Genomic DNA, 14,346 nt, shown 5'->3' on the forward strand with positions numbered 1-14,346 from the left:
TGCGCCACTCCACTTTTAATTAGCACTGCTAGTTTCTTGCTTGCAGGCCCTACTATGTGCCGCATGGCCCGACCGCGCAAGCCCCTCCTCAGCAGAGAACGCATCATCGAAGCCGCGGGCGCTCTCGTGGACTCCGAGGGGCTCGACGCCGTCTCGACACGACGCCTCGCCGCCGAACTCGGGGTCAGCGGGCCCTCGCTCTACAACCACTTCCGCAACAAGGACGAGATCCTCGACGCGGTGGCCGACAGCGTCTCCGCGCAGGTCGATCTGTCGATGTTCGACGAGTCCGATCCCCGCGACTGGGCCGCCGCGCTGCACGACTGGGCGGTCTCCTACCGCGCGGCCCTCGCCGCGCATCCGCACATCGTCCCGGTACTCGCCCAGGGCCCCGGCCGCCGCCCGGCCGGTCTGCGGGTCGCCGACGCCGCCTTCGGCGGCATGGTCCGCGCGGGCTGGCCGCCCGCCCAGGCGACGTACATCGGCGCGCTGACGCGGTACTTCGTGACCGGCTCGGCGCTCGGTTCGTTCGCCCGCGGATTCGTCGACGACGAGACGGCGTACGACCCCACCGACTATCCGCACCTGGGCCAGGCCCACCTGCTGGCCGACCGCCGCCAGCAGGTCGACGAGGGCGCCTTCGAGACCGGTCTGCGGGCGCTGCTCGACGGTCTCGCCCTCCAGTACGAGCAGATGGTGCAGGGCGGTGGCACGGTTCGGCGCTCACCGAACCGCGGCTGACGCATCCTGGTCGTATGGCACGCATGACACCCCCCGATCCGGCCGCGCCCCGGCTGGCGGCGCTCGCCGCGCTGCTCGCCGACGAGACCCGCGCCTCGTTCTGCCTCGCCCTGCTCGACGGGCGCGCCTGGACCGCCGGTGAGCTGGCCCGCCACGCCGGAGTGGCACCGTCCACCACCAGCGAGCACCTGGGGAAACTGGTCGCGGGCGGACTGCTGGCCGAGGAGCGGCAGGGCCGCCACCGCTATGTGCGCCTGGCCGACGAACGCGTCGCGCACCTCGTCGAGGAGCTCGCCGCCCAGGTCGTCCCTGACGGCCGGGAACGGCCGCGTACCCTGCGCGCCGCGAGTGTCAGCAGCGCGCTGGCCCGGGGCCGCACCTGTTACGACCATCTCGCGGGGCGGCTCGGCATCAGGATCACCGAAGCGATGACCGTACGGGGGCTGCTGCGGCAGGACACCGGGTTCGCGCTGACCGACGAAGGGCTCGGCTGGTTCGGCTCCCTGGGTATCGGCCTGGAGTCGGGGACGCGTCGGCCGCTCGTACGGGCCTGCCTGGACTGGACGGAGCGCAGGCCGCATCTGGCCGGTATCGCGGGCGCCGCCCTGTGCCGGCACGCGCTGGACACCGGCTGGTGCGTACGGATCGGCTCGGGGCGCGCCGTGAAGGCGACGCCGGACGGGGAACGGGCCCTGGCCGAGCTGCTCGGGATCGAGGCGGCAACTATTCGGTAGGTGCCGAAGCGTCCGGGCCTTACCGTCGAGCGCATGACAACGACACCGACCGCGCCGCCGACCGCCGGGACGATATCCGCCCGCGACTGGCGCGCCCCCGCCGCGGCCTGCACCACGGTGCTGCTCTGGGCGTCCGCCTTCGTCTCCATCCGCAGCGCGGGCGAGGCGTACTCGCCCGGCGCGCTGGCGCTCGGCCGGCTGCTCGCGGGCACGCTGGTGCTGGGTGCGATCTGTCTCGTACGCCGCGAGGGGCTGCCCTCCCGTGCCGCGTGGCCCGGGATCATCGGGTCCGGACTGCTCTGGTTCGGGCTGTACATGGTGGTGCTCAACTGGGGCGAGCAGGAGGTCGACGCCGGGACCGCCGCGATGGTGGTCAACATCGGGCCGATCCTGATCGCGCTGCTGGGTGCCCGGCTGCTCGGTGAGGGGCTGCCGCGCCGCCTGCTGGTCGGCATGGGCGTGTCGTTCGCGGGGGCCGCGGTCGTCGGGCTCTCCATGTCGGGGCACGGTCGTTCGTCGGTGCTCGGGGTGCTGCTCTGTCTGCTGGCCGCCGTGGCGTACGCGGGTGGTGTGGTGAGTCAGAAGCCCGCGCTCCGGCACGGCACCGCCCTCCAGGTCACCACCTTCGGCTGTCTGATCGGTACGGTCGCCTGTCTGCCGTTCTCCGGTGTGCTGGTCTCCGAGGCCGCCGACGCCCCCCTGTCGGCAACCCTGAACATGGTGTATCTGGGTGTCTTCCCGACCGCGCTGGCCTTCACCACCTGGGCCTACGCGCTGGCCCGCACCACCGCAGGGCGGATGGGCGCGACGACCTACGCGGTGCCCGCGCTCGTGGTGCTCATGGCGTGGCTGCTCCTCGACGAGGTGCCCGCGCTCCTCACCATCGGCGGCGGCCTTCTCTGCCTGGCCGGGGTGGCGGTCTCCCGGCGGCGTCCGCAGACTGGCCTGAAGCCGTCGAATCCGGCCCGGCCGGTGGAGGGATCTCGTCATGACGCCGAGCGAGAGCAAGCCGACCGGCCGTAGCCCGGCGGCGCTGGTGACACCCGACGGGCCCGACAGGGACGCCTGGCGCGAGAACTATCCGTACGACCGCAAACTGACCCGGCGGGACTACGAGAAGACCAAGCGCGTCCTGCAGATCGAGCTGCTCAAGCTCCAGCACTGGGTGAAGGAACACGACGAACGGCTCGTGATCCTCTTCGAGGGGCGTGACGCGGCGGGCAAGGGCGGCACGATCAAGCGGTTCACCGAGAACCTCAACCCTCGTGGGGCGCGCGTGGTGGCACTGGAGAAGCCCACGGAGCGCGAGCGGACCCAGTGGTACTTCCAGCGCTATGTGGCGCATCTGCCGAGCGCCGGGGAGATCGTGCTGTTCGACCGCTCCTGGTACAACCGGGCAGGTGTGGAACGGGTGCTGGGGTTCTGCACCACCCGCGAGTACCTGGAATTCATGCACCAGGCACCGGGCTTCGAGCGCATGCTCGCGCGCGACGGCATCCGCCTGGTGAAGTTCTGGTTCTCGGTCTCCCGCAACGAGCAGCGCAAGCGGTTCATGGTCCGTCAGAGCGACCCGGTACGGCGGTGGAAGCTGAGCCCGGTCGACCTCGCCTCGCTGGACAAGTGGGACGCCTACACGGAGGCCAAGGAGCTGATGCTCTTCCACACGGACACGGCGGACTCCCCGTGGACCGTGGTGAAGAGCAACGACAAGAAGCGCGCCCGGCTCGAAGCGATGCGGCACGTCCTGGCCCGCTTCGACTACCCGGGCAGGGACGTGTCCGCGATCGGCGTGCCGGACCCGCTGATCGTGGGCCCGGCCTCCCGGCTCTTCGAGCAGGGCGAGATGGACGCACGGCTGCTCACCCCTGGCCTGGCCGAGGTGGGGCAAGGCTCCTGAGGGCCCGGACCGGGCAGGTCTAGAACACCACCAGGGCCCGGCCGCCCTTGCCCGCGATCATGTTGTCGAAGGCCGCCGGGATGCCGTCCAGGGCGATCCGTTCGGTGACCATCATGGAGAGGTCGAAGCGGCCCGCGCGGATGTGTTCGGCGAGGACGGGCAGGTCGCGCTCCGGGTCGCTGTTCCCGTACACGCAGCCTGTCAGTGACCGGCCCCAGTGGAAGATCTCCAGCGCGTTGAAGGTCACCTCCTGGTCCTTGCCGCCGATGCCGACGACCGTGGTCCGGCCGCCGCGGCGGGTGGAGTCCCAGGCGGCGCGGATGGTGGCCGGGCGGCCGACGCACTCCACCGCGACGTCCGCGCCCTGCCCGGCGGTGAGGCCACGGATCTCCTTCGCGGTCCGGTCGGACGCGATGACGTAGTCCGTGGCTCCGGCCCGCCGGGCCAGGTCCTCCTTCTCCGGCGAGACGTCGACGGCGATGATCTTCGACGCTCCGGCGATCCGGGCGGCCTGGAGCACAGCGAGACCGACCCCGCCGATCCCCAACACGACGACGCTCTCGCCCGCGCGGACCCGGGCGGAGTGGTGGACCGCCCCGTATCCGGTGAGGACCGCGCAGCCGAGCAGGGCCGCGTCGGTGAGCGGAATCCCGGCCGGGGACGGCAGGACGCAGTTCGCGGCGACGACGGTCTCCTCGGCGAAGGCCGCCACGTTCAGGCCCGGGTGGAGTTCCGTGCCGTCGGCGGTGCGCGCGTGGATGTTCGCCGCGCCCTTCAGGGCGTTGGCGCAGAGCCAGACCTCGCCGATCCCGCAGTGGTGGCAGCTCCCGCAGGACGGCGCCCAGTTGAGGACGACACCGTCGCCGGGTGCGACATGCGTGACGTCCTCGCCGACCGCGACGACCGTTCCGGCGCCCTCATGGCCGAGGACGGCGGGGACCGGGACCCGCATCGTGCCGTTGGAGAGGGACAGGTCGGAGTGGCAGACCCCGGCGGCGGCGAGGCGCACCCGCACCTGGCCGGGGCCGGGCTCCGGGAGTTCGATGTCGGTGATCTCCAGCGGAGCTCCGACGGCGGGCAGTACAGCGGCGCGGACCACGAACAGTCTCCTCGATGATCGGGAGGGCGGGCGGACGGACAGGTCAGAACTGGAGGGACTTGGTCTGGAGGTACTCGGCAAGACCGTGCGGGCCCAGCTCGCGACCGACGCCGGACTGCTTGTAACCACCGAACGGGGCCAGCGGGTTGAACCTGCCGCCGTTGACGTCGACCTGCCCGGTGTCCATCCGGCGGGCGAAGGCGATGGCTTCGGCGTCGTCGGCGGCCCAGACGGCCCCGGCCAGCCCGTACACGGTGTCGTTGGCGATACGGAGGGCGTCGTCGACGTCCTCGTACTTCAGGATCGAGAGGACCGGGCCGAAGATCTCCTCCTGGGCGATGGTCATCTCGGTAGTGACATCGGCGAACACGGTGGGGCTGACGTAGTAGCCCCTCGCGTGCGGCGCTTCGGGGCCGCCGGCTACGAGCCTGGCGCCCTCCTCGATGCCCTTCTCGATGTAGCCCCGCACCCGGGCCTGCTGCTTGGCGTTGACGAGCGGTCCGACCCGCTCACCGGGGACGTACTTGGCGACCGCTGCCGCCGCGAGGGCGACGGCCTCCTCGTACCGCTCGCCGTCGACGAGCATCCGGGTCCACGCGCTGCACGTCTGGCCGGAGTTGGACATCACGTTGGCGACGCCCACGTTGACCGCCTTGGCGAGGTCGGCGCCCGGCAGGATCACGTTGGCCGACTTGCCGCCGAGCTCCAGCGCGACGCGCTTGACCGCGGCGCCCGCGGTGGCACCGATCTGCCGGCCGACGGCCGTGGACCCGGTGAACGAGACCAGGTCGACGCCCTCGTGCTCGGCGAGCGCCTGGCCGGCGACCGGGCCGAGACCGGTGACGAGGTTGAAGACACCGGCGGGCAGCCCGGCCTCCTCGATGGCCTCGGCGAAGAGCTGGGCGGTGAGCGGGGTGTCCTCGGCGGGCTTGAGGACGACCGTGCAGCCTGCCGCGAGCGCGGGGGCGACCTTGGCGACGATCTGGTGGAGGGGGTAGTTCCAGGGGGTGATGGCGCCGACGACGCCGACGGGCTCCAGCAGGACGGTGGAGTTGCCCAGCTTCTCCTCGAAGGAGTACGTGGCGGCCAGCTCGGCGTACGAACCGGCGACCAGGACCGGTACCCCCGCGTGCACCGCCTGCGAGAGGGCGAGCGGTGCGCCGAGCTCCGCGGTGACGGTCTCGGCGATCTCGTCCTTCCGGGCGGCCAGGACGTCGCGCAGGGCGGCGATCCGTGCGGCGCGCTCGGTGGGCGGGGTGGCGGCCCAGGCGGGGAATGCCGCGCGGGCGGCACGTACCGCAGCGTCGACGTCCGCCGCCGTGCCCGCCGGGACATGGCCGATGACCTGCTCGTCCGCCGGATTCACGACCGCGATCGTGTCCGGCCCCTCGGCCGGGCGCCACTGGCCGCCGATGTACATCCCGTCATGGGCCTTCATGGGTTTCCTCCCGGGTTCGCGCCGCGTACCGCCGAAGTCGTCCGTCGTACGGCCGCCGTCCGACCCCAAACTAGCGCCGTTAGTTTTTGGGCGCCAGGGACCCGCCGGAGACGCCCGTCACTCCCGGCCCCCGTGCGACAACAACGGCCGGCCACGGGCCGCGCCACACCCGCCCTACACGTCCAGTCCCGGCACATCCCGCGGCAACGGACAGATCCGTCGCCCCTGCTGATCGAAGACGTACAGGTGCGCCAGGTCGACCAGCAGCGGCACCTGCCCACCCCGCCGCAACCGCATATCGGGCCCCGTACGGACCACGAGGTCGCCGGCCGCGAGCGCCGGCCGGTCGGGGCTGCGCGGAGCCTGCCGCTCGGGCTCCGGCTCGTCGAGGACGACAACGGGCCCGCTGACGTGCCCGGTGGCCCGCTCCCGAAGCCGCTCCAGAACTCCCACGCCCGTACCGCCACCGCCACCCGCACGACGCCGCCGCACACTCGGCTGCGGCCGGGCCGATTCCAGCTCGGGCACCACGGCCGGCTGCGATCCGGTGTTGAGGTGGACGAGCGCCTCGTGCCCCTGGTACTCCACATGCTCGACGATGCCGCTGAGGGCGACCTCGCCGGGACGGGCATGGCTGGGCGGCGCGATCCGCACCGCCTCGGAGCGCAGCCCCACAATGATGTCGCGGCCCTGCTGGATGCGGAGCAACTGATGGTCGGCACTGAGCGGTTCGGGCAGCGCGAGCCGCTGCCGGCCGAGATCGATCGACATGCGCCCCTCCAGCGGGGCGTGGACCACGGCGCGGAGCAGATTGATGCGCGGGGTGCCGATGAACGCGGCGACGAACACGTTCTCCGGCAGGGCGTAGACCTCGCGCGGTGTGCTCACCTGCTGGAGCACTCCCCCGCGCATCACGGCCACCCGGTGCCCGAGCGACATCGCCTCCGCCTGGTCGTGCGTCACGTACACCGTGGTGACACCCAACTCGGCTGTCAGCTGCGATATTTCGGCCCGCAGATGGTTGCGCAGCTTGGCGTCGAGATTGGAGAGCGGCTCGTCCATCAGGAAGGCGGACGGTCTGCGCGAGATGGCCCGCCCCATGGCGACGCGCTGGCGCTCACCACCGGAGAGCTGGGCCGGGTAACGGTCCAGCACGCTCTCGATGCCCAGCATGCGGGCCGTGGACTCGATGCGTTCGCTGTGGTCCTGGCGGGGATGCTCCAGCTTCAGCGGGAAGCCGATGTTGGCTCGATTGGTCATGCTCGGGTAGAGCGCGAAGTTCTGGAACACCATGGCCATGCCGCGCTCGCTCGGGGGCATGTCGTTCGCCGGTTCACCGTCGAGCAGCAGCTCTCCGTCGGTGACCTCCTCCAGGCCCGCGATCATGCGGAGCACGGTCGATTTCCCGCAGCCCGAGGGGCCCAGCAGCACCACGAACTCCCCGGGCTCGATGGAGAGCGAGAGGTTGTCGACGGCGCGCGGAGCCCGTCCGTAGGCCTTGCTGACATGGTGCAGGGAGATGGCGCGAGTCATGGGTTGTCCGCCCGGCAGGGTGAAGGGAACGCGCGGCAGAGAGCGGCTGCGTGGCCTGAAGTTAGCCCACTGGACGGGGTGTGGGAATGACTCGCGCGAAGGTTGGGGCAAGCGTGATCCGGCGGGCCGCAAGTGTCAGATGGGGTTCCGGTTCGTGGGGGTGTGCGCGGTGTGCCGTACGGGCCCGGCGGGCTCCCCACCGGCGGACCGGCCGCCACCGCCCCGTACACCGAGGCCCGCCGCTCCGAGGAGCAGCGCTCCGAGCATCACGAACGGCGCCGCGGTGCCCGCGAATCCCGCGACCAGCCCGGCGGACGCCGGGGCCGCCACCTGCCCCAGCCGGTTTCCGGTCAGCCGCAGGGCGAGCGCGGTGGAGCGGGCCCGCTCCGGGGCGGCCTGGACGACCGTGGTCATCGACAGGGGCTGTCCGACACCGAGGCAGAAGCCGAGTACGGCGAGCATCACGGCGAGCACCCACACCGGGACGGGCAGGGCGATGCCCGCGCAGAGAAGTCCGGCGAGCAGACAGGTCGTGGTGAGCAGGGCCGTGCGGCCGAGGAGCCGGAGCATCGGCGTCATCACCAGACGGCACGCGATCGTGGCGGCGGCCCGGAGGCTGAGGAGCAGGCCGATGGTGGCGGGCGCGATGGAGCGTTGCTCGCCGACGACGGGCAGATAGGCCGTGAGGATGTCGGTGGCGGAGAGCACGGCGAGGCTGATGAAGATGCCCGCGGGAACCCCTCGCGTACGCAGGATGCGGCCGACGGGTACCTTCGCCGCCCGGTCCTCGGGGGGCCGGGAGGGGGCGCGGTGTTCGATGCGCCAGAGGGAGACGAAGGAGAGGGTGGCCACGGCCGCCGAGACGACGAGAGCGAGTGCGCTGGTACGGGCCATGACGCCGTCGCCCGCGGAGATGACGTAACCGGCGGCGATCGGGCCGATGAGCTGGCCGAGCGAGGCCCCGATGGTGAAGTGCCCGAAGTTGCGGTCCTGCTCGGCGGGGGCCGACTGCCGGGCGACGATCGACTGCGCGCCGATCACGAAACAGAGATGACCGAGCCCCATCACCCCGCTCCAGGCCGCCATCGCCGTGAGGGAGCCCGCCGTACCGCTGAGCGCGCAGCCGCCCGCGATCAGGATCACGCCGACCGGCAGCAGCGGGGCGCACCGGCCGTGGTCCGTGCGGCGGCCCAGGGGTACGGCGGCGAAGAGCGGAAGCAGCGCGTACACGCCCGTGATCACGCCGATCGCCCGCTCGTCCGCACCGAGCGAAAGGGCCCGGTAGGAGACGGCGGGCCGCGCCATCGACACGGCCCCCTGCGCGAACGAGAAGGCGATGACGAGGCGCAGCAGCCAGCTCCTGCCGGGCCCGGATCGGGCGTCCATCAGATGATGCCGAAGAGGATTCCGGCGCCGAGCACCACCAGCGAGGTGAGCGCGGCCCACTTGACGGTGAACTTGGTGTGGTCGCCGAACTCGACCTTCGCCATGCCGACGAGGACATAGACGGCCGGGACGAGCGGGGACGACATGTGGAGTGCCTGGCCGACCAGGGAGGCGCGGGCGATCTCCAGCGGGGAGACGCCGTGGGCGGCACCCGCCTCGGCGAGGACGGGGACGACGCCGAAGTAGAAGCCGTCGTTGGACATGAAGTACGTCAGCGGAAGGCTCAGTACACCGGTGACGATGGCCATGTGCGGGCCCATGCCCTCGGGGATGGCGCTGACGAGCCAGTCGGCCATGTGCTCGACCATGCCGGTGCCGGTGAGGACGCCGGTGAAGACGGCGGCGGCGAAGACCATGCCGGCGACGTTGAGGACGTTGTCGGCGTGGGCGGCGATGCGGGCCCGCTGGTCGGGCATGTGGGGGAAGTTGACCGTGAGGGCGAGCGCCGCGCCCAGCAGGAAGAGCACCGGGATCGGCATCAGTTCCATGATCATCGCGGTCAGCAGGGCGACGGTGAGACCGGCGTTGAACCAGTAGAGCTTGGGGCGCAGCGTGGCGCGGTTGGGATCGAGGCCCTTGAACTCCTCGTCGTCCTCGTCCTCACTGCCCTCGTCTGCCGCGCCGGTGGCCGGCAGCTCCGCGTCCGTACCGCCGGAGCCCGATTCGGAGCCCTTGCTGAGCCGGTCGCTGCCGCCGCCCGCACCGACCAGCACGGTCTCGGATTCCGTGACGAGCACGTCGTCGAGGGAGAGCGTGCCGAGCCGCTTGCGCTCACGGCGTCCGAGCACGAACGCCAGGATGAAGACGGCGAGCAGTCCGACGGCGAGCGCCGGAATCATCGGCACGAAGATGTCGCCCGCGTCCAGCTTGAGGGCGGTCGCGGCGCGGGCGGTGGGCCCGCCCCAGGGAAGGGTGTTCATGACACCGTTCGCGGTGGCCGCCACACCGGTCATCACGACCAGGCTCATCTTGAGGCGCTTGTAGAGCGGATACATCGCCGAGACGGTGATCATGAACGTGGTGGAGCCGTCGCCGTCCAGCGAGACGATCGCCGCCAGCACCGCCGTACCGACGACGATCCGAAGCGGGTCCGCCTTGCAGAACCGCAGGATGCCCCGGACGATCGGATCGAAGAGGCCGACGTCGATCATCACGCCGAAGTAGACGATGGCGAACATGAGCATCGCCGCGGTCGGCGCGAGATTTCCGACGCCTTCGATGACGTAGTCGCCGAGCTTCGCTCCCTGTCCGACGGCGACGCAGAACAGTGCGGGGATCAGAACCAGCGCCGCGATCGGCGACATCTTCTTCGTCATGATCAGGACCAGGAAGGTCGCGATCATGGCAAATCCGAGGATTGTCAGCATGTGGGGTACCTCACGTTCACCTTTGAACTCCCACCGGAGTCGGCGGTTCGGATGACGTTAGGGCTCCCGTTACGGCGTTAACAAGATGTTGACGTGTGAGCAATACGAGCAAAACCCCAGGTCAACGACTTGATGCTAGGCAATGGGGGTCACGGACACCGGTATGGCGTTGAGTACGGCGGTGCCGGACAGCGGGTCGAGGAGCGTGCCGTCGAGCAGCTGGTTCACATTGACGCCGGGGGCGGCCGAGGCGACGGACATCCGGGTGCCGGGCCGGTTGTGCCCCCAGCCGTGCGGCAGGCTCACCACACCCGCCCGTACCGCGTCCGTGATCTCCGTCGGCGCCTCGATCTCGCCTCCGGCCGCCGTGATACGGGCGGTGGCGCCGTCCACGAGGCCGATGCGGGCCGCGTCGTCGGGGTGGATCTGAAGCGTGCAGACGTTCGAGCCACCGCTCAGGGCGGCGACGTTGTGCATCCAGCTGTTGTTGGAGCGCAGATGACGGCGGCCGATGAGGACGAGCCCGGCCGGTTCCTGGTCCAGCGCCCGCCGGAGCCGGGGCAGATCGGCGGCGATCGGCGCCGGGAACAGCTCGATGCGCCCGCTGCGGGTCTTCAGGAGCTGCGGAACGCGGGGCTCCAGGGGGCCGAGGTCGATGCCGTGCGGATGGGCGAGGAGCTGGTCCAGGGTGAGGTCGTACGGGCCGAGGCGCAGCATCAGATCGAGGCGCCGTTCGGGTCCGGTCGATCCGGACAGGTCGCCCGCGAGTTCCTTCGGCGCCCCGGCCGCGGCAAGGGCGGTGTCAATGACCAGGTCGTCGACCGCGTGGGGCGGAGCGCCGTGCATCCCGCCGACGGCGAGCACGAGCCGGGCAAGGATCTCGCTCTCGTCCATCCGGTCCGCCTCCAGGGGAACGGCCGGGCGGGTGTAGCGGACCTGGTTGCGCACCGCGAAGGAGTTGAACGCGAAGTCGAAATGGGCGCTCTGCGAGGGCGGGGGCGGCGGCAGTACGACATCCGCGTGGCGCGAGGTCTCGTTGAGATACGGGTCGACGCTGACCATGAAGTCGAGCCCCTCGGCGAGCGCCCGGTCGAGGCGGTTGCCGTCGGGGGCGGAGAGGACGGGGTTGGCGGCGAGCACGAGCAGGGCGCGGATACGGCCCTCCCCCGGGGTCTCGATCTCCTCGGAGAGTGCGGCGATGGGGAGTTCACCCTTGGCCTCGGGGTGCCCGGAGACCCGGCTCGCCCAGCGGCCGAGGGCAAAGCCTTTGCCGGGCGCGGCGGGGCGGGGCGCCCGGGCGGTGGCGGCGAGGGGGAAGAGTGCGCCGCCGGGGCGGTCGAGGTTGCCGGTGAGGATGTTGAGGACGTCGACGAGCCAGCTGGCGAGGGTGCCGTGCTCGACGGTGCAGCTCCCGATGCGCCCGTACACGGCGGCGGTGGGGGCGGCGGCCAGTTCGCGGGCGATCGTACGGATGGTGGCGGCGTCGATGTCGCAGACCGCGGTGACCGCTTCCGGGGTGAAGTCCTTGAGGGCTTCGGTGAGTTCACCGAGGCCTTCGAGGTGCTCGGTGAGCGGGCCGGGGTGGGCGAGCTTCTCCTCGACGAGGACGTGGGCGAGTGCGGCGAGGAACAGCGCGTCGGCGCCTGGCCGGATCGCGAGGTGACGGTCGGCGAGCCGCGCGGTCCTGGTGCGGCGCGGGTCGATGACGGTGAGGGTGCCGCCACGCCGCCGCAAGGCCTTGAGCCTGCCCGGGAAGTCGGGAGCGGTGCAGAGGCTGCCGTTGGATTCGAGCGGGTTGGCGCCGATGAGCAGCAGATGGTCGGTGCGGTCGAGGTCCGGCACCGCGATGGCGTTGGCGTCACCGAAGAGCAGTCCGGAGGCGACGTGCTTGGGCATCTGGTCGAGCGTGCTCGCGGTGAAGACGTTGCGCGTGCGGAGCGTCTTGAGCAGGACGGGCGGGTATAGCGCGCCGGCCATCGTGTGCACATTGGGGTTGCCGAGGACGACTCCGACACCCTGCGGCCCGTACTCCTCGATCAGCGCCGGGATGTGGGCGGCGATCGCGTCGAACGCCTCTTCCCAGCTCGCCTCCCGCAGAACCCCGTCGCTACGGACCAGGGGTGTGCGCAGCCGGTCGGGGTCGGCGTCGAGCCCGCCGAAGGCGGCTCCCTTGGGGCAGATGAACCCCTGGCTGAAGACATCGTCCCGGTCACCTCTGGCGCCGGTGACGGAGGTCCCCTCGATCGTGAGGGTGAGTCCGCAGGTGGCCTCACAGAGGGGGCAGATACGCAGAGCGGTACGGGAGTTGGTGGACATGGGTCCTCCCCGGTGAGCAATGGCGGCACACGGACAGGGGTGAGCATACCGACCGGTACGGATGGTGGGGAGGTGTCGGCGGCACCAATCCTGCGGACGTGCTCGGTTCGTCTACCCCGTCGGGTGCCCCTGGGGCTCGGGGCCCTGTCGGTCGAGGGCGGGGGCGAGGTACGAGCGGAGCAGGTGACGCGTCTCATCGACGATGGCCGGATCGCCGGTCGGTTCGATACGGAAGGCCAGCTGGAACAGCGCGTCGGCGGCCTCGACACAGACGAGGATCATGCGGAGCAGGTCCTCGTCCGGGATGCGGCCGAGGTGGGCGCCGAGCAGTTCGGCCAGCCGTCCGGCGACCCGGACGTTGGCGTCGCCGCCAGGGTCCTGGGCGGGCGCCGGGGCCCCGAAATCGACGAGGGTGAAGCCGGGGACCGAACGCTTCATGGCCAGGTACTCGTCGAGCACGGCATCGATGGCGGCGCGCCAGTCGTCGGCCGGGATGGCCGAGAGCCGGGAGGTGATGCGCTCGGCATAGCTGTCCAGGTTGCGGTGGGCGAGGGCGTCGACCAGGGCCCGCTTGTTCGAGAAGAACCGGTAGACGGAGCCGATGGGCACCTCGGCGCGCACGGCGACGGCCCGGGTGGAGAGCTGTTCGTAACCCGTCTCGTCGAGGAGCTGGGCGCAGGCGTCGAGTATCCGGGCGAGGCGTTCGGCGCTGCGCTGCTGCACGGGGGCGCGGCGGAGGCTGGTATTCGCAGGGGGCACGGGCTCCATGATGCCGTGAGGCCTCCTCTCCGGGGCGGTCTCCGGTGGGTCTCCGGGGCAGTCGGTGACCTACGGCCCGTCAGGCGATGAGCAGGGTCAGCCCTCCGATGGTGTACGCGATCATCAGGATGAGCAAGGGCAGTTGCCCCGCGACGGCCCGGCCTGGCGGAAACAGCCGGACGGACCGGTCGTGTGCGGCGATGACGCCGAGGACGTGACCGAGGACGACGGCGGAGACCTGGAGGACGGCGAGCCCGCCCGGCCCCAGGGGCGGTTCGGGCCCAACTGGACTGTCAGTGCCGGATGCCACCATGACTGTGCGTGGCCCTTCGGTGACGAAGAGCGTGAAGTAGTGGGCGACGAGATAGCCCAGGGCGATGGGGACGAGCGAGTGGGCGAAAGCCGTGAGGGGGTGCGGCAGGGGGCCGCAGATCAGTCGGGTGGCTCCGGCGCAGAGGGCGTACAGGGCGGCGACGAGAACGACGGCGCCGAGCAGTCCGAAGGTGCCCGCGGTGGTGCGGCCGAGCGGGGAGGTCTGGACGGCGGAGATCCAGGAGGGGGCGTCGGAGAAGCCGTCGTAGGCGGTGGAACCGAGCAGGACGCAGACGGTGGCGACGAGGCCGGGGGCCCGGGGGGTGGCATCGAGACCGTTGAACGGGGAGCGCAGGACGAGGCGGCGGTCGGCCGGGCGGCGGCCGAGTGGGGAGAGGCGGGCGAGCAGGCCGGAGTAGACCTCGAAGGCATCCGCCTGGTCGAACCAACGGGAGCCGTGGCGGGCGGCGCCCACCAGGTGGCATGCGGCGTAGAGCGTGAGGAAGAGGAGGAGGGCGCTGCTCGACGCGGGTTCGGGGGCGACGAGTTCGAGCCAGGTGAAGGCGAGCAGCCCGGTGGCGGCCGGCCACAGGCCGAGGTACGCGGGCAGGGGGCGGCCGACGACGGGATCGCGGCCGCGTGCGCGGCAGAGGAGGAGGTGGAGGGTGCGCAGAGGGTTGAACAGACGCCAGACGGGGCCGAGG

At 71.3% G+C, this 14,346-nt stretch carries 12 protein-coding genes; 4 read left to right on the forward strand and 8 right to left on the reverse strand.

What is annotated here, in order from left to right:
* Positions 1-63: 63 nt before the first annotated feature.
* Genes ACFT7S_RS09660 through ppk2 form a run of 4 tightly spaced genes read left to right on the forward strand, consistent with a single transcriptional unit; the run spans position 64 to position 3,372 of the window.
* Positions 64-741 carry a TetR/AcrR family transcriptional regulator gene (locus ACFT7S_RS09660; RefSeq protein ID WP_382729191.1) on the forward strand — a complete coding sequence of 226 codons (678 nt, stop codon included), beginning with the start codon at positions 64-66 and terminating at the stop codon, positions 739-741.
* 23 nt (positions 742-764) lie between these two features.
* The gene (locus tag ACFT7S_RS09665) at positions 765-1,475 is read left to right on the forward strand and encodes an ArsR/SmtB family transcription factor (RefSeq protein WP_382729239.1); all 711 of its coding nucleotides are present in this window, start codon (positions 765-767) and stop codon (positions 1,473-1,475) included.
* Positions 1,476-1,508: 33 nt separating this feature from the next.
* On the forward strand, positions 1,509-2,498 hold the full coding sequence (locus tag ACFT7S_RS09670) for a DMT family transporter (RefSeq protein ID WP_382729193.1): 990 nt from the start codon (positions 1,509-1,511) through the stop codon (positions 2,496-2,498).
* Positions 2,464-3,372 carry a polyphosphate kinase 2 gene (ppk2, locus tag ACFT7S_RS09675; protein ID WP_382729194.1) on the forward strand — a complete coding sequence of 303 codons (909 nt, stop codon included), beginning with the start codon at positions 2,464-2,466 and terminating at the stop codon, positions 3,370-3,372. The genes ACFT7S_RS09670 and ppk2 overlap by 35 nt, the downstream gene beginning before the upstream one ends.
* Before the next feature lie 19 nt (positions 3,373-3,391).
* Here ppk2 and ACFT7S_RS09680 read toward each other — a convergent pair whose 3' ends face one another.
* The 8 genes from ACFT7S_RS09680 to ACFT7S_RS09715 all read right to left on the reverse strand — a co-directional run.
* A complete protein-coding gene (locus ACFT7S_RS09680) occupies positions 3,392-4,471 on the reverse strand; it encodes a Zn-dependent alcohol dehydrogenase (RefSeq protein WP_382729196.1) in 1,080 nt (359 codons plus the stop codon).
* Positions 4,472-4,514: 43 nt separating this feature from the next.
* Complete coding sequence (locus ACFT7S_RS09685; protein WP_382729198.1) at positions 4,515-5,909, reverse strand: aldehyde dehydrogenase family protein; 1,395 nt, start codon at positions 5,907-5,909, stop codon at positions 4,515-4,517.
* 174 nt (positions 5,910-6,083) lie between these two features.
* Positions 6,084-7,442: an ABC transporter ATP-binding protein gene (locus ACFT7S_RS09690; protein ID WP_382729200.1), complete on the reverse strand. Its 1,359-nt coding sequence runs from the start codon at positions 7,440-7,442 to the stop codon at positions 6,084-6,086.
* Between the two features lie 135 nt (positions 7,443-7,577).
* The gene (locus ACFT7S_RS09695) at positions 7,578-8,828 is read right to left on the reverse strand and encodes an MFS transporter (RefSeq protein WP_382729202.1); all 1,251 of its coding nucleotides are present in this window, start codon (positions 8,826-8,828) and stop codon (positions 7,578-7,580) included.
* Positions 8,828-10,255 (reverse strand): CitMHS family transporter, encoded by a 1,428-nt coding sequence (locus tag ACFT7S_RS09700; protein ID WP_382729204.1) that lies wholly within the window; start codon positions 10,253-10,255, stop codon positions 8,828-8,830. Before ACFT7S_RS09700 ends, ACFT7S_RS09695 begins: the two co-directional genes overlap by 1 nt.
* Before the next feature lie 135 nt (positions 10,256-10,390).
* A complete protein-coding gene (locus ACFT7S_RS09705) occupies positions 10,391-12,571 on the reverse strand; it encodes a molybdopterin oxidoreductase family protein (protein WP_382729206.1) in 2,181 nt (726 codons plus the stop codon).
* Positions 12,572-12,682: 111 nt separating this feature from the next.
* On the reverse strand, positions 12,683-13,339 hold the full coding sequence (locus ACFT7S_RS09710) for a TetR/AcrR family transcriptional regulator (protein ID WP_382729209.1): 657 nt from the start codon (positions 13,337-13,339) through the stop codon (positions 12,683-12,685).
* 70 nt (positions 13,340-13,409) lie between these two features.
* Positions 13,410-14,346: hypothetical protein (locus tag ACFT7S_RS09715; RefSeq protein ID WP_382729211.1), on the reverse strand; the 937-nt coding region annotated here is incomplete at its 5' end.

Source organism: Streptomyces sp. NPDC057136, assembly GCF_042670885.1.
Lineage (GTDB): Bacteria > Actinomycetota > Actinomycetes > Streptomycetales > Streptomycetaceae > Streptomyces.